Here is a 20,953-nt window from a genome sequence, read left to right on the forward strand (position 1 = left end):
GTAAACAACTAACCAACCTAAAAACTACTTTTTATCTCGTTCTAGAACTTCTAGTTCTTGATTTCAAATTACTGTTACTTCTTCTTGAAGAAGTATTCCCAGGGCTTCTTTTAACCGTTGTTGAAGAACTTCTTTTTACCGTTCTGCTACCTGAGTTATTTCTGCTCGCAGTACTTCTTCTTGTACTGTTGGGCTCTTTATATGTTTGTGTCGTACTTCGTGTAACACTTCTACTTTTTGGAGTAGTGGTCACTTGTCGCCTGTTCACGGTCCTTGTGCTGGGCGTACGAGATACTTCACGTTTGGTAACCGTTCTACTTACGGTATTACCACTTCTATTTCCATTTCTATTTGCACTTCTATTTATGGTACGTCCAGAATTGTTATTCCTTCGAACCGTAGTCTCTGTGCGACTTACTGTGTTTCTTCTACCATCAGTAGATCTTCTTACTGCTCTATCTCGGCCTACGTTGGAAACCCTGTTTCCATTGGATCTATAAATTGACCTTTCCGCTGAACGATTGGACCTTACCACATCGTTTCTTCTAAGGTTGTTACTTCTTACTGCAACTCTTCTATCATTTCTATAAATATTTGCTCTACGAACCCCTCGGTCATTTCTATGTGTTCTTCCAATTCTTGCGTAAGCTCTTCTATAATTGTTTCTATAAGGTCTATAATATGTATATCTCAAAGGCCTATAATATCTTCTATATGGTGTGCGCCATACGTTACAGAAACCTACGGCCGGTCTCACAAAGAATCTATGGAAAGGTCTATATACGTATCGTCTGTTATATACATTGATGAACCCGGTATAGTGACTGAACACTCCTCCATTGTAGAATACATTCAATCCACCAACTCTTCGTACACGACCATTTCTATACCAAACGTCCACGCTTCCAATTTGGCTAACACGTCCCCAGTTATCATAGAAAATAGGAATATTCTCAACCTGAATCACGGCACCATAATCATCGTACTGAACAAATGGGCTATAATTGAAACCAGAGTTAAAAGTGATTCCTACGTTACCAATTTGTGCACCAACACCTACATTAACTTGATTATTGATGAAGAAATCAAACTCTCCATCTGGGTATACTGAAAAAGTTATCCCATCTTCCGCAAAGATGAAGGAGTTACCATATCGAAAAGTAGCTGATGTGAATGAATCATCTACTTTAGTGGCTGCATTGGAAACAAAACTTCCAAACAGAACTGCTGTTAAAATGAGTACCAACTTTTTCATATCCTACTGATTTAAGTTACCGAATGCAACTATTTACATTCTGATAACTACTAACCAAACAGCGTGCCAAAAAAATTAAAATATTGATAATCAGTTATGTAAATACTTTTTTTGAGTAAAAAACTATTTAAATAGTGAGGATATAAGTTTTCTGTTGTGTTGAAACCAACTTAAAAGTGCCTGAAAATATTACGTGAACTTGATACAATGGCTATTGTTTATGTCCATTGTTGAATTAACCTTTAAGAAAAGATCAAATGGTTTGCAAACAAATTTTTTACAGCTTTTCTGCCAAATATTTTGCGGTAGAAGATTGTTTATTTTTAGCAATCTCTTCTGGTGTACCTTCCGCTACCAGATTACCTCCATTTTCACCACCTTCGGGCCCTAGATCTATAATGTAGTCTGCGCATTTGATAAGGTCAATGTTGTGTTCTATAACAATAACGGAATGCCCTTTACCTATTAATTCGTTGAAGGATTTGAGTAGTTTATTGATATCGTGAAAATGTAGTCCAGTGGTGGGTTCATCAAAGATGAACAAGGCTTTTTCCTTAGTGTTTCCTTTTATAAGAAATGAAGCTAGCTTTATACGTTGTGCCTCTCCTCCGGATAGTGTAGATGAGGACTGACCTAAGGTAACGTAGCCTAATCCTACATCCTGGAGAGGTTGAAGTTTAGAAACTATTTTTTGTTGTTTATGATGCTTAAAATGTTCTATAGCATCATCAATGGTCATATTGAGAATGTCATCGATGTTTTTACCTTCAAATTGAACTTCCAAAATTTCTTTTTTGAAGCGCTTACCATCACATACATCACATACTAAATGCACATCGGCCATAAACTGCATCTCTACTGTAATTTCGCCTTCTCCCTTACATTTTTCACAACGACCCCCATCCACATTAAAGGAGAAATGTTTGGCTTGATACCCTCTAAGTTTGCTGAGTTTTTGGGATGCAAAAAGAGAGCGGATATCATCATAAGCCTTAATATAGGTTACGGGGTTTGACCTAGAAGAACGACCAATCGGATTTTGGTCGACAAATTCAACATGTTTGATATGGGCATATTTCCCTTCCATTTTGGTGAATTGTCCGGCTTTTTCTCCATACCCACCAATTTCCTTTAGTATAGAAGGATATAAAATACGCTTAACTAAAGTACTTTTTCCGCTTCCGGATACACCGGTAACCACCGTAAGCATGTTCAGTGGAAAAGTTACATTGATATTCTTGAGATTGTTCTCGCGGGCACCGATGATTTGAATATGACTTTTAGAAGTTCTGCGCTCGTTGGGTACTTCTATGGCCAAGGTTCCATTTAGGTATTCGGCTGTTAAAGTATTGGCCATAAGCATTTCAGTAAAGGTTCCTTCAGCTACCAATTGTCCGCCTAGTGTTCCTGCCTCAGGTCCAATATCAATTATTTTGTCTGCAGCTTTCATGATATCTTCATCATGTTCCACTACAATTACCGTATTGCCCAAATCGCGAAGCGATTTTAATACCTCGATAAGATTTTCTGTATCCTTAGGGTGCAAGCCAATACTAGGTTCATCCAAAATGTACATGGAACCCACCAAACTACTTCCTAAGGAGGTGGCCAGGTTGATTCGTTGACTTTCTCCTCCGGACAATGAGTTCGATTTCCTATTAAGGGTAAGGTAACTGAGACCTACCTTATAGAGAAAGTCCAGCCGCGTATTAATTTCTTTGAGTAAACGTTGAGCTATTTGTGAGTCATGCTCAGATAATCGTAGATTTTCAAAAAAGGGAATTAGTTTTTTAATAGGTTGTTCTATAAGTTCAGAAATGGATTTTCCATCTACCTTCACATAATCTGCCTCTTTTCTCAATCGCCTCCCTTTGCATGCCGGACATTTGGTTTTTCCTCTATAACGGGAAAGCATCACTCGATTTTGAATTTTATAGCTCTTTTCTTCCAATTGTTCAAAGAACTTATGGATTCCTATAAAATGATCGTTGCCGTTCCAGACCAATTCTTTTTGTTCCTCGCTAAGTTCGTACCAAGGTTTATGGATGGGGAAATCAAACTTATAAGCTGAATTGACCAATTGGTCTTTGTACCAACTCATACTTTCACCTCTCCAGGGAAAAACGGCACTTTCATAAATAGATAGGGAGGTATCCGGAATTACCAAATCCGCATCTATACCAATAATGTCTCCATATCCTTCGCACTTAGGACAAGCGCCATAAGGATTATTGAAGCTGAATAGGTGGACGTTAGGTTCCATAAACTTTATCCCATCCAATTCAAATTGATTACTGAAGCTTTTAGTGGTGTTATCCATCAAACTTTCAATACCACACCGTCCTTTCCCCTCAAAAAAAGCGTTGTCAACGGCATTACCCAGACGATTGTAGAAATCCTCATCTTCTTTTACGATGATTCGGTCTACCACCAATTCAAATTCCCGTCCTATATCTTTAGGTACCTGATCTATTCTTACTACCTCATTATTGTATTTGATTCTTGCATATCCTTGTTTTGAAAAAAGTTGAAGTGATTTTTGTGGATCTCTATCTTCTTTAATTACAATTGGAGCAAGTAGCAAAAGCTTGGTCCCTTCAGGAAAAGATCGCACATGGTCTACCACATCACTGACTGTGTTTTTCTTTACTTCACTTCCAGAAATTGGAGATATGGTTTTCCCGATGCGCGCATATAACAATTTAAGGTAATCGTATATTTCTGTGGTTGTCCCAACCGTGGAACGCGGATTGGTTGAATTCACTTTTTGTTCTATGGCAATTGCGGGAGCAATACCTTTTATATAATCTACTTTGGGTTTATCCAACTTACCCAAAAACTGCCTTGCATAGGAGGAAAGACTCTCAACATATCTCCGTTGGCCTTCGGCATACAGGGTATCGAATGCTAAACTGGACTTACCTGAACCAGATAAACCGGTAATAACAACAAGTTGATTTCTCGGAATAACAACATCAATGTTTTTAAGGTTATGAAGTTTGGCACCTTTGATGATAATATTCTTCTTGGAATCTATGTTCTGAATGGAGGCCATTTGTTAAAATTAGGGGTGTAAAGATACAATACCCCCCACTTAATACGTATATTGTTTGAGTTAACATCTAAAAATGCCCAAATCACAACATAAGTTTTCATCTGGGTACCTGATTTATATATCTTTGAGTTGTAATTAAAAACCTGATAGGCCTATACAGCGATAATTACTTTTTTTTAAATAACTAATTAACAATGCCGCCCTTACTGGTAAGGAGGCACCTAGTGTTAACCAAAAAAGTAATTTGTATGGAACTACAGATTGACGACTCGATATTAGTAAAGAACTACATTGCAGGAGACGAAAAAGCTCTCGAAGTACTCATTAATCGTTACAACCAAAGAATTTCAAGTTTTATTTACTCCAAAGTATTGGATAGGGATGTTGCAGAGGACATCTTTCAAGATACTTTTATTAAAGTGATTAAAACGCTCAAGAGAGGGTCTTATAGTGAAGAAGGAAAATTTCTTCCGTGGGTGATGCGAATTGCACACAACCTTATTATTGACCACTTCAGAAAGAATAAAAGAATGCCCAAGTTTGAAGGTAGTGATGACTTCAACATCTTTTCTGTTATAAAGGATGATAAGCTTAATGCAGAAAAAAGAATCATAAAAGACCAGATTGATAGAGACTTGACTCTTTTGATAGATGAATTACCAGACGACCAAAAGGAAGTATTGGTTATGCGAATCTATAAGGATATGAGTTTCAAGGAAATATCTGAAAATACTGGAGTAAGCATTAATACTGCATTAGGAAGAATGCGATATGCCTTAATCAACCTAAGAAAAATCGTAGATAGGCATAATATCGTTTTAACGAATTAATCTGCATTCCATCGAACGTTGCAATAATTCCAATTCAGCGCCGTTATCTAAGTGTAACATTAATGCTGAAATATGGAAAATATTTACTCTGAAGAACAAAGACTTACCAGAACAGTAAAAGCGAGTCAGGGAACCGTCAAGTTTTTACTGAGCTATTCTAAGTCACTACAAGTAGTAGATTGCCAAAATCAGAAGTTCGAGCTTAACTTGAACTAAGACTTGTAGACCGTACATAAAAAGGACCGCTATTTAGCGGTCCTTTTTATTTTTATAATAGTCGTTGAGCACCGTTTTTCTACCTATTGTCTTGGTGATGATGTCATTTTCCAAATTCCAACCCCTTGCTGGGGAATACTCCCTGCCGTACCATATTATTTGAAGGTGTAATCGATTCCATATATCCTTGGGAAACAATCTCTTACAATCCTTTTCTGTTTGAACTACGTTTTTACCATTGCTTAATCCCCATCTATAAATAAGACGATGGATGTGGGTATCAACTGGAAATGCAGGTATTCCGAAAGCTTGGGAAACTACAACACTTGCTGTTTTATGCCCAACAGCTGGCAGCTCTTCCAATAGTTCTATTTCTTGAGGTACTTGTCCGTCATATTTATCAATCAAAATTTGGGATAACCCGTGAATCCCTTTGGATTTCATAGGGGAGAGACCTACAGGTTTGATAATTTCACGAATTTCCTCTACCGTTAATTTTACCATAGCGTAAGGATTATCTGCCCTAGCAAATAGCAAAGGTGTAATCTGATTTACCCGAACATCTGTACTTTGGGCAGATAAAAGTACGGCAATCAATAAAGTATAAGGGTCTCTATGGTCAAGCGGTATGGGAATAGTGGGATAAAGTTCGTCCAATGTGGTAATTATAAAATTTACTTTATCCTGTTTTGTCATTTTTGTTTAAATTTACTTGAAATAAGTTAAACAATATTAAATCAAGAAGACTATTATGAATATGCTCAAGGCAGGAGATAAAGTACCTGAATTTTCCGCAAAAGACCAAGACGGCAATACAATTAATTTACAGGATTATCAAGGTAAAAAACTAGTGGTTTTTTTCTATCCACGGGCCAATACACCTGGATGTACTGCGGAGGCTTGCAATCTTAGGGATAACTACAGTTTGTTGCAGGAAGAAGGCTATGAACTTTTGGGAGTAAGTGAAGATTCTCAAAAAAAGCAGGCGAATTTCAGGAATAAATATGATTTTCCTTTCCCGCTGCTAGCTGACGAAGACCATACGGTTATTAAAACTTTTGGTGTTTGGGGGCCTAAAAAATTTATGGGCAAGGAATATGATGGTTTACACAGAACCACCTTTGTTATAGATGAAGAAGGGATTATAAATCGTGTAATAGAAAAAGTGAAAACCAAAGACCACGCAGCGCAATTGCTCAACTAAACAAAAACGGCACCTAAAAGGTGCCGTTTTCTTTTCGTAGCCAGTAAGACTAAGCTTTCGGTTTTTCTGCTAGCTCTTTTCTTTGGAAAAGACCTTTTTCCTTTATCATTTCGGCAATACCTTCTGGTAACATTTCTTCCCAGCCATCTTCACCGTTGGCAATTTTTTTCAATACATCTCTGGAGAAGATATTCATAATGTCTGGGTCATAATCAATAATATCCATGACTTTTCCATTGTACTTAAAGAACTTGTAAAGTTCTTTCATCCGTGGATGCACTTTTACATTGTTGCTGGTCATTATTTGACCTGTTTGCGGGTCTTTCATAGGATAGAGGTAGACCTTCAAATCCTTAAAGAACAACTTTCCGAAGGCCTCCAATATTCCGCCACTTAAATGACGATAGTATTTTTCATCAAAAACATCAATCAAGTTGTTGATGCCCATAGTCAATCCAAGCTTGGCCTTGGTATAGTTGTTGAAATACTCCACCAATTTGTAATATTCCTGGAAATTTGAAATAAGCACGGTATGCCCCAACGAACTGAGCAATTCTGCTCTATCCATGAAGTCTTGTTCGTCAATTTCCCCAGCGGCTTTTAGGTTGGACAAGGTAATCTCAAAAACCACAATTGTATTTTCATATTCCACGGTTTGTTCACGAATGAAAATATCATAGGACTTCTGGAACATATCCATATTTACCTTGGTAACAGGCCGGAAGCTACCTCTAAGGGCGAGAATATTCTTTTTATAAAGTACCGCTGCAGGTAACAAATTATTTCCATCAGGTCCGAACATCACGGCATCCGTCATTCCGTTTCTGATAAGCTGTAGGCTCATCAAACGGTTATCCACATCCTTAAAACTGGGACCTATAAAGTTTACCATATCAATTTCCAAGGTATCCTTGTCAATATGGTCGTATAGTTCTTTTAGTAATACCCGTGGTTCACTATGCTTGAAAAAAGCACCGTAGATTAAATTGACACCTAAGGTTCCCAGTGTTTCTTGTTGTAATCTGGCTTCATTTTGTTTAAACCGCACGTGAAGTACGATTTCGTCGAATTCTTTCTGTTTGGGATTTAGCTGAAATCGTATCCCAATCCATCCATGGCCTTTATAGCGCTTGGAAAAATCAATGGTGGCCACAGTATTGGCATACGTAAAGAACAGATAGTCAGGATTGGTCTCTCGGCTAATGCGCTTTTCTACCAAATCCATCTCATGAACCAGCATACGTTTCAATCTGGCCTGTGTTACATAGCGTCCGTCATGTTCTACACCGTAAATAGCATCACTAAACGCTTTGTCGTAGGCACTCATCGCTTTCGCTATGGTCCCTGAAGCACCGCCAGCCCTAAAAAATTGTCTAGCAGTTTCCTGTCCCGCCCCAATTTCCGCAAAGGTTCCGTAAATATTCTTATTAAGATTTATTCGTAGTGTTTTTGCCTTTATGGAGAGAATATTCTCAAAAGCGTTTTCTTCGCTGGCAACAGTAGACATAAGTGAATGGTTTAGCTAAAAACAAAGTTACATTTTCATTCCTTCAATTTACATAAATAAGTTATAATTTTGATTTTAATGGACGATATGATGACCATTACTTTTTTAGGAACAGGTACCTCCCAGGGAATTCCCGTTATTGGCAGCAATCATCCAGTCTGCTTGAGCAAAGATTCGAGGGACAAACGGTTACGGGTCTCCGTTTTGGTTTCATGGAACGATAACAACTACGTGATTGACTGTGGTCCAGACTTTAGGCAACAAATGTTGACCAATTCTGTGAACAGTCTGGATGGTATTCTATTTACCCATGAGCATGCAGACCATACGGCCGGCATCGATGATATTCGACCATTTTTCTTCCGACAAGGTGATATTCCCGTATATGCCCACCAAAGGGTAATCGATTCTTTAAAACGTCGGTTCGATTATATATTTGCTGACGAAAACAGATATCCTGGAGCACCGGCGGTTCAAGTGAACGAGGTTGTAAAAGACGTCTCGTTTGAGTTGGGGGATTTGCAAGTTGTTCCCATAGAAGTGTACCATAATAGGCTTCAGGTTTTTGGTTACCGATTAGGTGATTTTGTGTATTTGACCGATGTGAAGCGTGTTGAAGAAGATCAGATACAGAAAATTCTGGGTGCCAAAGTTTTAGTAGTAAATGCACTTCGAGAGGAACCGCACCATTCGCATTTTAATTTGGAAGAAGCACTCGAATTTGCTCAGATGGTTGACGCGGAAAAAACCTATTTTACACATATAAGCCATATGCTGGGTTTCCATGAAGAGGTGGAAAAAAAACTACCGGAAAACATATTCCTAGCTTATGATAATCTTACTTTGAACATACCAATTTCATGAAGAACAAGATATTTCTGTACCTATTTGTTTTTGCGGCCTTGATTGCTTTATACCAATTTGTCAGCACAAACAACCTTCAAAAAGCAATGAATGCTGATATCAATACGTTGCAAACGGAAAATCAATCACTAAAAGATTCTATTCAGAATGCACAACTCAAGATTCTGGATATTCAGTATTTCTCTTTGGAAAATAATGATGATGCTTTGGCCTATTATGACCATCTGGATTTACAAAACCCCTCCCGCTATATTGCGGATAAGCTATTGGAGACCAATGAGCGCTCAGGGGATAATCCTTTGATTCCTTATGAAGGAATGAACAGTGATTTTAAAATCAACAAAATAAAAGTACTGAACCATAAATGGCTATTGGCAGACTTCTCTGATGGAAAATTCTGGGGTGACTTGATTATCAAATATGAACTTAAAGATGATTTGAGTATTGACTTCACTCTTGTGGACCATCTTCTCTATGCCCGAAGTAATTAAAGATGTTCCTCTAACCAAGTCTTAAACGAATAGAAGTTTTGTGGAGAAACTCCATGTCCTACGGGAAATTCTTCATACTTACATGAAACACCTAGGTTTTTTAGGAATTCTGGTGTCTTTTGTGCCCATTCCAAAGGTATTACTTGGTCAACCTGACCATGGGAGGCGTAAAAACTCAAATGTTTCAAACTCTTGGTTTCATACCCTTCCAGTATAATTTTTTCATTGATATACCCGCTTAGGGCCACTACATTTTTGACTTTTTCCGGATATGATAAAGCCACGGAATAACTTAGTATGGTTCCTTGGCTAAATCCTAAAAGGGTAATATTGTTCGCATCGAGCTGGTAGGTTTCTATAGCTTCTTCTATAAAGGTCAAAATCTTTTCCCGAGATTCAATCGCTTGTTCATCATCGCTCCATTTTCCATATTCCGCATCAAAATTAATAGCATACCACGCATAGCCAAAGGGCTCCAAAGAATAGGGTGCCCTAACCGAAAAAATGGTAAACTCTTCTGGAAGCTCTGGGGCGAACGAAAACAAATCTTCTTCGTTGCTACCGTACCCGTGAAACATAAAAATTGCAGGAGTTTTAGAGTTTTGGGTCTTGGAAGGTTGTACCAGGTAGGTCAGTGATAGCGGGGTGGGGGACATGAATAAAAATTTATGAAATAAAGGTAAACCATTTTTGAAAATAGGTGCCTATTACGGGAATGGATTGTTTTTTTTGGTTTAGCGCACTAAGCAATCCATACAATGCTGCGATAATGTAAGTAATAAATAACCAAAAAGATGCCTGAACAATGCCAGAGAAAGTAAGAACAATTGCTAGGCCATGATAGAGCAAATGAATTCCAAATGCTTGCCGAATATGAAATCGGGCAAAGGTATTCTTGGGTTCCATATTCATGGTTATAGCAATTAAACTGCCCACAATGGTCAAATAAGCAATTGATGCTGTAGTTCTTCCCTCTTTTTCGGTTGTCAAAATCCTATAGGGTTAAAATGTTATTCGAAATTGTTCCCAAAACCTTTCCTTTTTGGGCTGCGTTCAGAAACATACTGTTCTTTGAAGTAGAACCGATATCATTAGTCGTAAAGTCCCATTCTTCATTAGGTTCAAATAGCGTGAGACAGGCAGGACTACCAGTTTCTATTTTTGGTTTTTCAATATTGAAACGTTCCCAGCCCTTGGTCAGCAACTGTATGGTCTCTTCCATTTCAAATATTAGATTTAGACTACCAAAAGCGGATTCTAGCCCTATCGTACCATCAAGGGCGTTGTCAAACTCCAAACGTTTTTCTTCCACATCCAAAGGAACATGATCTGAGGTTACAAAATCAATAGTTCCATCCCTTAATCCTTTGATCAATGCCTTGGTGTCCGATTTTGTTCGTAAAGGAGGACTTACCTTAAAAGCGGTATCAAAGTGGGAGAGACTATCATCCATAAACAGAAGGTTATGGATGGCCACGCTACAGCTTACATCCAATCCCCTTTTCTTTGCTGCGGAAATCAATTTAACAGAATTGGCAGTTGAAATGGTTGGAATATGTAATTTCCCGCCTGTGTACTCTAAAATGAAAAGGTCTCTGGAAATCTGAAGTTCTTCCGCTAATCCTGGAATTCCCTTTAATCCCAAAGATGTTGACATTGCTCCCTCATTTACAACACCTTTTCCTTTGATTTGTATGTCTTCAGGAAATGAAAAAATAAGCCCATTAAAACTTTGCGCATATAGTAACGCTATTTTGAAAAGGTTAGGATTGGTAATTTGACTTTTGAAATCGTAGAAACCTACAGAACCTGCATTCTGCATATCGAAAAGCTCGGCTAAATCTACTCCTTTTGCATTTTTGGATAAACTGCCTAGCGGATGTAATTGCGTAGCACTGCTTTTAGCTCTTTCTATAAGAAAAACAATATCAGAACTGGTGTCTGGAACAGGAGTCGTGGTGGGGTTTAAAACAATGTTCGTAAACCCACTTTTTGCAGCAACTAAAAGCCCGTTTTCGATGGTTTCGCGTTCTTCGTGTCCGGGTTCTCCAAAGCTAACTCCAGTATCGAACCACCCTATGGATACGTGAAGGTTTTTATGGTCAATTATTTTTGTGCCTGAGGGAATGTTATCAATAGAAGCCGCTATTTTTTCAATAATCCCCTTTTTAATGAAAATATCCCTTTTTTTTAAGTGCAGTGCCGAGTTTTCTGGTGAAACTATTTTGGCTGACTTTAATAGGATGTTCATGAAACAAATTTTTGGATGATTACCTCCACTAACGCAAATAGCAGCGCAAAAATAACAAACCATTTCCAATATGAGGTAATACTGCTTTCTTTCTCCAATAGCTCAAACAAAGAACCAAGAGATTCTTTCAAGGTTACATTTTGGAAGTTTTCCATATCTAGATACTGCAGCTCACTTTCATTTCGGGGATAATTGAAGCTGATTTTCCGAATAACTTTTTCGTCATTGACAACTTCATAAACTCCATCTGTTGCAGGGTTTTCTTCAAAGGTCAATCGTACTTTATTTGGAAAGGATTGCTGCAAGGGGATAAACTGATTTTCAGAGTTTTTTACTTGCACAATGTTTTCGCTGCCCAATTCAATACCAATGTCCACTATATTGGTCTTACCTAGCGTGTGAAACAAATCTGGTGCTTGAAGGCCTGATAGTGCCATATTATAAAATGTGGGTACTATAAGTGACGACCCTTTAAAATTGCATACTTCTTTTTTAAGTGAAGAAGTGAAAAAATAAAATCCGCTACTTCCAATTAAAAAGGGGTCGTTTCCATCAAATGAAAGGATACTCGGTGCTCTGGAACTAATTTTATAATAGTGATTAGTTTGAGGATATTGGAAATTCTCAATCCGTTTTTCGAACACATTTTGATACAAAGGGTGGTCATATGATATAGTCGTAATTCTTTTTTGAACAGCTAAATCGTGTAAAACAGTTGTATTAAAATGTTGTAACAGGAATTGGTTGTACGATTGAACATCAATCGTTTCTGAAGGGATTACCACAAGACTGCCTCCATTGCTTTTGAATACAGATAAAATTCGAGCTAGTCCTGTAGATATTGATGTTAAATTGTCTAAGATGATGAAATTTTGAGTATCAATCAGACTATAATCCAATGCATTTAGAGGATATTGGGAAAGAATAAACTCTTCATCACCAAATAGTCGTTCCAGATAATTATTGGGTTCTACTGTATCCGAAATACTTAAAATTTTGGTCTTTTCTTTGGTATCTAGATTTAAATAAAATTGATTATCAAAAGACAGTCCGCCATCTGAAAGTTTAAGTTGTCCATCGATAGTACCCGTGTTCGGAATTGAAAAATCCAAGGTTGTTCTTTCATTTTCGTTAAAATCCGCTGCGGATTTTGCAATCAATGTTTCTCCGTCGAACAAGGAAACAGGAACAGGCTCAAAAACATTGGTGCCACTAAGAAAAACAGTAAGCTTTAATTGTTCGTTATTGGTGTCTTCTATAGCTACTGAATCTATGGATACGTTCACCAACTTATCTGATTTAATGGGTACTAAATATGTGCTATTTCGCGGAATGGAATCTCGATTTTCGGATTCCATTACGTTTTGAAAATCGGATATAAGAATAAGATTTTTTTTGGAATTCTTATTTTGGGAAAATAAGGTATTAGCCTTTAAAACAATATCATCCATACCTAGCTGCTTAAAGGTAAACGGCAGTGACAACAGGGTGTTTTGAATGTCTTTCACCGAAACGCCTTTATATGTATTGCTGTTGGTAAATAGATTAATGGTCTGTTCGTTATCTATATGCTTTAATAAGTCCTGAGTAGCCTTTTCAAGTAAGTTGACACCATTGTTCATGGCCTGCATACTGAAGGAATTGTCCAAGTAAATGACAGTTTCCTTTTCCCGTAATGCATCATTATTGGCAACGAAAGGTTGTGCGAAAGCGATAATGATACTGGCTAAGAGCAGCAATCTAGTAAGTAGCAGCAGCCACTTTTTTAAGGTATTGCTCTTGCGGGATTCAATTACCACCGTTTGCAACATGGCAACATTGGTAAAAGGAGTTTTCTTAAATCGCCTTAGTTGAAAAAGATGAATGATTATTGGAATAAGGAGCAAAAGAAGGGCCCAAAGAATTTCCGGATGTTTTAATTGCATTCCCAATATTGTTGAACAAATATATTGATTAAAATAGATAGGCTGGAATCCAAATGCTGTTAAGACTTCCCTAATTTCAATGAAAAATTCGGCAATCGTCAATTAACAATGGACAATAACCATTTAAAATCATCCTAAATGTTCATTTATAATTGTTTATGGTATATCAACAAAAAAAGAAGTAATCCTTACTCATAACATGGCCCAACTGATCAAAAAATGATATAATCTTTTTTTGTTCATCTTCGTTAGCAACTGTGATAATGCTCTGTGGCTCACTAATAGAAGATATTCTGGAAAAGTGATGGAGTGGTTGGTCATATATCTTTTTGCCAATCTTATTAGGGTTATCGCATAGCCAAACAAAATCAACGTCCTTTTCTAGGAGTCCTTTGGCAATGCTTTTTCCTTTAAATCCAGCACCCCAAATCATAAGAGGCCTATCGGGATTATAATCTAACTTTAGAAAATAATGCAGCTTTATATCTAGAAAATAATTTTGCGCGTAATGTTCACTTGTTCTGGATGTTCTGCTATCGTAATCCCGCCATAGATGTAAAACTTCATCACAGGGAATAATCTTTAATCCATTCTGATAAAACCTAAAAGTTAGGTCGTAATCTTCTGGGTATCTATTTGAATTGAACCCTCCACATTGCTCAAAATCGCTTCTGAAAACCATCCAACAAGGGGAGGGGACAACGCACTCTTTATAAATTTCTTTATAGTTTGTCCCACTTGAGGTCAATCGATTAAGCCAAGCTTCATACCTTTCGTAACCATTGCTTATGCCTCTATCTGAAAAATACTTTACTTGACCTACCGCCAAATGACCTTCTCCAGATAAAACCAAAGAATCCATCATTTTCTTAAGGCGTTGGGGTAACATAATATCATCAGAATCCATCCGTGTAATGAATTGACCGTTACAATTTTTGTAAGCCGTTTGTAGAGCAGGGATAATTCCTTGACCGTTGTTAGCAAAGACTTTTATTCTGGTATCTTTTTTTTTGTATTGGGAAACAATTTCTAAACTTGAATCGGTTGAGGCATCGTCAATTAAGATGGCTTCCCAATGGGTATAGGTTTGCTTCAAAATAGAATCCAAACAGTCTTTAAGAAAAAGCTCAGTGTTCTTGAAGGGTATTAAAATGCTAATCAATCCGCTTTGCACAGAGGAAAGTTAAGAAAACAACCCAAGAGATGAAATTTTAGGGGGTTTCAAGCGCTTTACTGCGCAAAAGCAAATTTCTGCCCTCATGATTTGTTAAGACATACCGCATCCTTTCAATCTGGTCTTTTGAAAACATATTCATTACATCATCATGAGACCAATTCATATAGTTTTCAATCTGAACCATTTCACCTTGACATCCTTTAAAAGCTGTTCGCCCGTAGACCGGAGTGTCCACGGCTGGGGTATCATCGCAATAATCATTAAACTCGCAGGTTGACCCTCCCCATGTGTGCAACAAGCCTAAATAATGACCCATTTCGTGGGTCAGTGTTCTTCCAAATCTTGCATGACATTCTATTTCGGATTCTCCAAAATGCATCCAACTCACAAGAATTCCTTCCGCATCACCTGGCTGTGGAATGGCCAAATGGTTAATTCCGGGTAAATCGACGTCAGGCCCAGTGGCTATGCCTAATGCCAAACATTCAGTCGAGCGCGGAACGGGTGTGGTCCATATATTAATATACTGCTCTGGATTCCAATAGGCGTATTGCGCATAATGATTGGGTCCATACCCAAGGATATCGACTACGACCGATGTGGTATCTATTCGATTTATGCCATTGAAAGAGGTGCCATCCGGGGTCTGTTTTGCCAAAACAAACTCTATTTTGGAGTCTGCTCCATCAATATGCGTGTTGAATCCCCGTGTACCCGGCTTCCTTCTGAAATCCTCATTTAATATTTGAATCTGTCTTCTAATTCTCTCTTCGGAAAGATTGTTTTCTTCTCCAATAGCATATCCTGAATGGATGACATGGACCACTAAAGGAATTCGCATTATCTCTTCGTTGACCGGATTTTCTTCTTCAGGAACTTGAACACTTTCATCTCGAGAACATGATTGGCTTAGAACCAATACTAAAATAATTTGGATTAATCGTGAATTTATTTTTTTCAAACTATTCGTTTTAATTGATTGATTTTGATGATGTGTTGAGTAGGTAATCGGGAGGAACTGTTGCGCTAAAAGAGATTATTAGTGAAAAACTTCAGAATTTCAGGCAGATTGGAACTATTTCCATTGACTTCTCTAAAATCGTCATAGTATTGGTCCGTAATGGGTAAAAACTTTTCTGCTTGCTTTGCCTCGGACCATCCATCCTTTACTGCTTTCAACGCTTCGGGATTTGTCTTGTGCAAGGTTGATAAAAATCCAATTAGGCTCTTCTTTTCTGAATCCTTGATTCTTTTATTCAAGAGAACTGGACCTAAAGGGATTTCTTCGGACATCCAAAGAACGGAAGTTGATTGAGATAGGCTAGAATCAAGTTGTAATTGCCTAAAATATTCATTGCTTCCCACTGCACAAATATCGGTTTTACCGTTCAATAGATTATCTATTGCAGCTTGATGGTTCCCCGAATAGTCTACTTTTTTGAATACTTTTTCAGGAAACCGAAAGCCTATGGAACTTAAAAAAAGTCGCGGAATCAAGTTTCCGGAGGTTGAACCTGGTGACACAAAACTTATTGATACATCTTCAGGGTTATCCTTGATAAAGGTTAAATTATCAATTGTTTTGGAATTTACTAAAAGAACTGTTTTATAGTTATCTTTTGCATTCTCCTTCACCTTTAGCGTTGCTACAGGGTCCATATTCTCATTATCCAAAGACAACAACAAATAACCTAATGTGTTTATAAACCCAATATCCACTTGGTTGGATTTAATACCCTGTATAAAGGAAGGTACATCGGGATAGCTTTTAACTTCAATAGCTCTGTTGAGCTGCTGCCCCAATGCTTTTGAAAGAGGTTCCAAATTCGCTATTCGATTGTTGGTTGAATAGGTATATGTTGCCATGACCAACGGTTTGCTATTCTTATCAATTTTACTGTTACACCCAGAAAATGAAAAACACCATAGCAATGACAAACACAATACCCTACTCCAAAAATGAAACCCCTTTTTCATTGTTCTAACTTTCTTTTTTTGAGATATCCTTAAACAAGAGCATTTCTCCAACTTTTTCGGATGCTCCATGATAGAACCCAGCTTCATGGTCGTAGCCTTTGGGATTTTTGAATGTACCAAATACGATATCAAAAAATGAAATGTCCGAATAATTGTAAGCGTGTATGCCTTTGGCATGATGAATGGCATGAGCTTCGGGTCGCTGAATAAAGTATCCTATCCAAACAGGTGTTTTGACGTTACTATGTTGAAATATGGCCAGGAATGTAGTAATCAAGATAATCCAAGTTGTCGCTTCCGCTGTAAAACCTGCAATTACCACTAGACATAAACTTCCCAAGAAGGTAAAACCAATCATATCCATGGGACTGAAATAAAAGGCCCCATAGCTGTCCATACGTTCTGCACTATGATGCATTTGATGGAATACTTTCCAGAGTCTATCACTTTTATGCATGCTTCTGTGCCAAACATAGACACCAAATTCATACAACAGAACACCAACTACCGCACCCCAAGCGGTACCAAGTAATGTTAAATCAAATAGTTGATATTCTACCAAATAGGTATCCCAAATCATAGGTAAGTAGGATGACAAAAAGAAAAATAAGGTAAAGGCTATAAACCCTTTTAGTCTCCAATATTTGATTTTAGGTAGCTTTCTTGCAGGAAAGAGAGCTTCCCACGCTATAAGTACGGTGTAAATCCCGTACACCACATAAGAGATAGGGTCTAAAATTAACTCCAAAGGGGTTGGCAAGTTTAAAAGTATATTTTCCATATAAAAAGCTTTTTGTTCAACATCGTTCTTAAGTTTGATTTACGTCTTGGCCGATAGGCTTCTATCGGAACGTGTTCTTCCATTTGTTTGATTAAATTGTTTTTCATGTTTTTTTTTGCAAAACTATGGATGAGGATGCCCCAGTTAAAGAATTCACGGGCTACCTGAAGTGAACCTTATACCGATAAAGGGTAGACAAATTTTAAGGCACGTTAATAATTGGGGTACAATGGGGGAACATCACATTTTAAAAACTTGATTTTTAGGCTTTTATATCAAAACAATTTTAAGAAAGAAAGAGCGTCTTTTTACTGCTCCAGTTCCAATAGATAATCCAATAATTCAGTTTCTGGCGGTAAATCTAGTTTTTTACGCAGTCGATAGCGTGCTGTTTTGGCACTTTCAGGAGATATACCCATAACACCGGCGGTCTCCTTAATGCTCAGGTTCAACCGGGCCAAAGAGCAAATTTTTAAATCGTTGGAACTTAAGTCCGGATGCTTCTCTTTAAGCGTGGTATAAAAGCCTTTGTGCACTTCTTCAAAATACCGCTTAAAATCTTCCCAATCGCGGTTTAGATTGGTGTGGCTTTTAATTTTCTTTCGAAGTTCGTTCAGTATTTTGGATTGTTTTGAAGGCGTGGCTGATTGCAGTGATTCTATTTTTTCCAAGAGTTCACCAAAAAGCTCGTTTTTTTGCGTGAAATTTAGGGTGTAAGAGGTCAATTCTTTGTTTTTAAAATCTAATTCTTGTTCCAACTCCCGTTGCCGTAATTGCGCATTTTCCAGTTCGGTTTGGGTTAGTTTTTCGTTTGACTTCAATAACTCTATTTCCCTTTTTTCACGTTGTTTTTGATGTCTCAGCATAAGTATAGCTATGCAGGATAAAAGAAGTAAGCCAATGGACAAGCTTAGATTGATAATATTCCTAGTTTTCTTGGTCTCTTTCAGAAGTTCGATTTCGGCTTCCTTTTCCGCTAATTCATTATTGAATTCCATCGCGGCAATTTGTTTCGCTTTCTCGTTGTTGATAATGGAATCCTTCAATTGTATAAACCCATCATAATACTCGAGCGATTCTTGAAGCTTCCCTTCTTGACGTTTAAGTAACTTTAATTCTTTTAAAGTACGCAACTGGTATTTTTTAAGCCCTTTTTGTTTTGATGTTTCTAAGGCGGCCAATAAATGGGAGTTTGCAAGCTCATATCTATTTTGCAATCGATACAATTTTCCAATTTGAATAAGATTGCTCAATTCCCCGTCCTCGTCATTCAGTGAAACCACAATCTCCATGGACTTTCGGATGTGATATTCACCCAATTCCAGCTCGTTTTGCATCAGAGAAAGGATTCCCAAACGATTGTGCGCTTCGGAAACTCCATATTCATATCCATCATCCGAATGCATGTTCAAGGCATTCGTTAAATAGCCTTTTGCTTCCTCAAGTTTATTTTGTTGGATTAAAACGGAACCGATTTTTGTAAAAGTGGTGGCTATGCGACGCTTCAAATCCAATTGCCTAAACTTTTCAATCGATTGCTCATAAATTTTTAGTGCCCTGTCAAATTCACCAATATCGGCATAGACCATTCCTGAATTCATAAGTGCATTGGCTGCTCCCACTTTATCGGAAACTAATTCGTAAAGCTCTTGAGATTCTTTTAAGCTTTCCAATGCCTTTTTTGGCTCGCCAAATGTCCAATAGGAAACACCCAATATTCTTTGGGCCATTGCCATACCTGAGGTATACTTAAGATTTTGCGCAATTCCTAAGGCCTCTTCGCCATACTTTGCTGAAGTTTTCGAATCTCGAACCCAAAATTGATAACCAAGACCGTTTAAAAGATCTACGTATTCCTTGGAATCCTTTGGGGTATTTTGGAGTTGAAACTGAAGACTGTCAATTGTTTTTTGAAGTTGGGCACTTGCTATCCCAATCCCAAAAAAGAAAAGAAAGATGTGAACGCAACATTTCATTGTTTACTCAAAACCCCTTTCATTACTGTTTGGAATACATCTTCCATTACCTTATAACCTTCCTTGGTTAGATGAACCTCATCGGTCGTGTACTTTTCCGGTAATCCATTTCGACTGTCCGCCATCTCAGAAAAATAGTCTAAGTAAGTAACACCATTTTCACTAGCCATTTTTGCTAGCATGGCATTCAATTTCGGAATCTTAATATTGGGGTTTTTACCAGGTCTCCAAGGATAGTCATAAGCGGGTAAAACAGAGCAAACAATGGGTTCAATGCCATTGGCTTTTGCCAATTGTACCATGGAAAGGATGTTATCTCTAATCTGTTCCAATGAAATAGGTCCTGTATTTTCGGCAATATCATTAGTTCCGGCTAATATGTGCACTACGGCAGGCTTTAAACTGATAACATCTTGGCTAAAGCGCAACAACATTTGTGGTGTGGTTTGACCACCGATTCCTCTGTTGATATGAGATTTATTATCAAAAAAATTTGGATTCGCAGTGGACCAACCCTCCGTAATGGAATTACCCATGAAGATTACTCTGTTCTCTTGGTTCGTATCTAATTTTAGGGTTTCGTTTTCCTTCTCATACCGTGAGAGATTCGGCCAATCTTGTGCTTCGGCCTTTTTATTTGAAAACAGGCCAAAAAAAGAAAACGCTATCAAAATCAAAACCCTATTCATCAATTATTGAAATTCTTGGCTAAAAGTAAGGAATTTAATTTGCCAAAGCCTTTGCGGCATTAACCAGAATAGGGATGACCTTGTTAGACAAGAGTCTTATCTCTTTGTATTTTATTATTCAAAGAAACTCCTAGATTTAACTAGCCGTTTTAGATAAGTTTTTCCAAAACACATCAATTCTTTGGCGGAGTAATCATAATATGCGCCCTATGGGTGCCAGGGTCCATTAACCACGCATGGCCAGGAGGTGTGGGAGTTGTAGGTAACCCTGTGGATTTTCCGGTGGCGTAGGGAATGTAAAAAACATAACGCACATAGGGATTCTCAATTTCTTTGGTTTCTTGATTTACTGTTCCTGTAAAAACACATAGGGTTGCCTTGTCGGGCATTTTTAGTTTCCCGGATTTCACCTCGTTCTCTCGGATATCAAAAATCTCTTTGAATTCTTTTCCATCGGCCTTCAACGCTCTTCCTCGGGCCATAAAAGGCTCTAAATCTAGGTGATAAGCTGCCGTGGAGAATTTGTTATCTCTAGGGTCGTCCGCTAGGGCGATATAGTCATTAGTTCCCTCCTGAAGGGTTGTGAAGTTCCCTTCAGCATCATATCCATAGATTTTAGCTCCTTCTTTATAATCGTCTGGTACCGCCATTAGAGCAGTTTTAATCTGCCATGCTTTGGACGGAATTTCTTGGGAAACCCCAAAACAAAGGCTCAGTAAAAAAAATAAGGTTGGAACAAATAGTGTTTTCATAAG

Annotated in this window: 19 protein-coding genes; 4 read left to right on the forward strand and 15 right to left on the reverse strand. The window is 37.8% G+C overall.

Annotation, left to right across the window (positions count from 1 at the left end):
* Positions 1-31: 31 nt before the first annotated feature.
* Together ACOKFD_RS02370 and uvrA are read right to left on the reverse strand one after the other, a co-directional pair.
* On the reverse strand, positions 32-1,255 hold the full coding sequence (locus tag ACOKFD_RS02370) for a hypothetical protein (RefSeq protein WP_422859784.1): 1,224 nt from the start codon (positions 1,253-1,255) through the stop codon (positions 32-34).
* Positions 1,256-1,532: 277 nt separating this feature from the next.
* Positions 1,533-4,310 (reverse strand): excinuclease ABC subunit UvrA, encoded by a 2,778-nt coding sequence (gene uvrA / locus ACOKFD_RS02375; RefSeq protein WP_422859785.1) that lies wholly within the window; start codon positions 4,308-4,310, stop codon positions 1,533-1,535.
* Between the two features lie 248 nt (positions 4,311-4,558).
* Here uvrA and ACOKFD_RS02380 point away from each other — a divergent pair, with 248 nt between their 5' ends.
* Positions 4,559-5,140, forward strand: a complete 582-nt coding sequence (locus ACOKFD_RS02380; protein WP_298998582.1) for a sigma-70 family RNA polymerase sigma factor — start codon at positions 4,559-4,561, stop codon at positions 5,138-5,140.
* Between the two features lie 249 nt (positions 5,141-5,389).
* Here the strand turns inward: ACOKFD_RS02380 and ACOKFD_RS02385 are convergent, their stop codons facing one another.
* Positions 5,390-6,052: an endonuclease III domain-containing protein gene (locus ACOKFD_RS02385; RefSeq protein WP_422859786.1), complete on the reverse strand. Its 663-nt coding sequence runs from the start codon at positions 6,050-6,052 to the stop codon at positions 5,390-5,392.
* A gap of 55 nt (positions 6,053-6,107) precedes the next feature.
* Here ACOKFD_RS02385 and bcp point away from each other — a divergent pair, with 55 nt between their 5' ends.
* Entirely contained in the window at positions 6,108-6,560 is a 453-nt protein-coding gene (bcp, locus tag ACOKFD_RS02390; protein ID WP_422859787.1) for a thioredoxin-dependent thiol peroxidase, read from the forward strand.
* 49 nt (positions 6,561-6,609) lie between these two features.
* Here bcp and ACOKFD_RS02395 read toward each other — a convergent pair whose 3' ends face one another.
* Positions 6,610-8,067: a TonB-dependent receptor gene (locus ACOKFD_RS02395; protein WP_422859788.1), complete on the reverse strand. Its 1,458-nt coding sequence runs from the start codon at positions 8,065-8,067 to the stop codon at positions 6,610-6,612.
* A 90-nt stretch (positions 8,068-8,157) separates the two neighbouring features.
* Here ACOKFD_RS02395 and ACOKFD_RS02400 point away from each other — a divergent pair, with 90 nt between their 5' ends.
* On the forward strand, positions 8,158-8,931 hold the full coding sequence (locus ACOKFD_RS02400; protein WP_422860994.1) for an MBL fold metallo-hydrolase: 774 nt from the start codon (positions 8,158-8,160) through the stop codon (positions 8,929-8,931).
* A complete protein-coding gene (locus ACOKFD_RS02405; protein WP_422859789.1) occupies positions 8,928-9,422 on the forward strand; it encodes a hydrolase in 495 nt (164 codons plus the stop codon). The genes ACOKFD_RS02400 and ACOKFD_RS02405 overlap by 4 nt, the downstream gene beginning before the upstream one ends.
* Here the strand turns inward: ACOKFD_RS02405 and ACOKFD_RS02410 are convergent.
* The 11 genes from ACOKFD_RS02410 to ACOKFD_RS02460 form a co-directional block, all read right to left on the reverse strand.
* On the reverse strand, positions 9,419-10,078 hold the full coding sequence (locus tag ACOKFD_RS02410; protein WP_422859790.1) for an alpha/beta hydrolase: 660 nt from the start codon (positions 10,076-10,078) through the stop codon (positions 9,419-9,421). The genes ACOKFD_RS02405 and ACOKFD_RS02410 overlap by 4 nt on opposite strands.
* 10 nt (positions 10,079-10,088) lie before the next feature.
* Positions 10,089-10,412 carry a hypothetical protein gene (locus tag ACOKFD_RS02415; protein ID WP_422859791.1) on the reverse strand — a complete coding sequence of 108 codons (324 nt, stop codon included), beginning with the start codon at positions 10,410-10,412 and terminating at the stop codon, positions 10,089-10,091.
* Positions 10,413-10,416: 4 nt separating this feature from the next.
* Positions 10,417-11,673 carry a dihydroorotase gene (locus ACOKFD_RS02420; protein ID WP_422859792.1) on the reverse strand — a complete coding sequence of 419 codons (1,257 nt, stop codon included), beginning with the start codon at positions 11,671-11,673 and terminating at the stop codon, positions 10,417-10,419.
* Complete coding sequence (locus ACOKFD_RS02425) at positions 11,670-13,598, reverse strand: BatA domain-containing protein (protein ID WP_422859793.1); 1,929 nt, start codon at positions 13,596-13,598, stop codon at positions 11,670-11,672. The genes ACOKFD_RS02420 and ACOKFD_RS02425 overlap by 4 nt, the downstream gene beginning before the upstream one ends.
* Positions 13,599-13,764: 166 nt before the next feature.
* Positions 13,765-14,772 (reverse strand): glycosyltransferase family 2 protein, encoded by a 1,008-nt coding sequence (locus tag ACOKFD_RS02430; protein ID WP_422859794.1) that lies wholly within the window; start codon positions 14,770-14,772, stop codon positions 13,765-13,767.
* A 37-nt stretch (positions 14,773-14,809) separates the two neighbouring features.
* The gene (locus tag ACOKFD_RS02435) at positions 14,810-15,736 is read right to left on the reverse strand and encodes a M43 family zinc metalloprotease (RefSeq protein ID WP_422859795.1); all 927 of its coding nucleotides are present in this window, start codon (positions 15,734-15,736) and stop codon (positions 14,810-14,812) included.
* Positions 15,737-15,801: 65 nt separating this feature from the next.
* Entirely contained in the window at positions 15,802-16,641 is an 840-nt protein-coding gene (locus ACOKFD_RS02440; RefSeq protein ID WP_422859796.1) for a phosphate/phosphite/phosphonate ABC transporter substrate-binding protein, read from the reverse strand.
* Between the two features lie 115 nt (positions 16,642-16,756).
* Positions 16,757-17,533 (reverse strand): sterol desaturase family protein, encoded by a 777-nt coding sequence (locus ACOKFD_RS02445; RefSeq protein WP_422859797.1) that lies wholly within the window; start codon positions 17,531-17,533, stop codon positions 16,757-16,759.
* 308 nt (positions 17,534-17,841) lie between these two features.
* A complete protein-coding gene (locus tag ACOKFD_RS02450; protein ID WP_422859798.1) occupies positions 17,842-19,509 on the reverse strand; it encodes a tetratricopeptide repeat protein in 1,668 nt (555 codons plus the stop codon).
* Positions 19,506-20,198, reverse strand: coding sequence for an SGNH/GDSL hydrolase family protein (locus ACOKFD_RS02455; protein WP_422859799.1), 693 nt, complete (start codon positions 20,196-20,198; stop codon positions 19,506-19,508). Before ACOKFD_RS02455 ends, ACOKFD_RS02450 begins: the two co-directional genes overlap by 4 nt.
* 173 nt (positions 20,199-20,371) lie before the next feature.
* Positions 20,372-20,950 carry a hypothetical protein gene (locus ACOKFD_RS02460; RefSeq protein WP_422859800.1) on the reverse strand — a complete coding sequence of 193 codons (579 nt, stop codon included), beginning with the start codon at positions 20,948-20,950 and terminating at the stop codon, positions 20,372-20,374.
* Positions 20,951-20,953: the final 3 nt, after the last annotated feature.

Origin of the sequence: Flagellimonas ulvae (assembly GCF_049333175.1) — a bacterium.
Lineage (GTDB): Bacteria > Bacteroidota > Bacteroidia > Flavobacteriales > Flavobacteriaceae > Flagellimonas.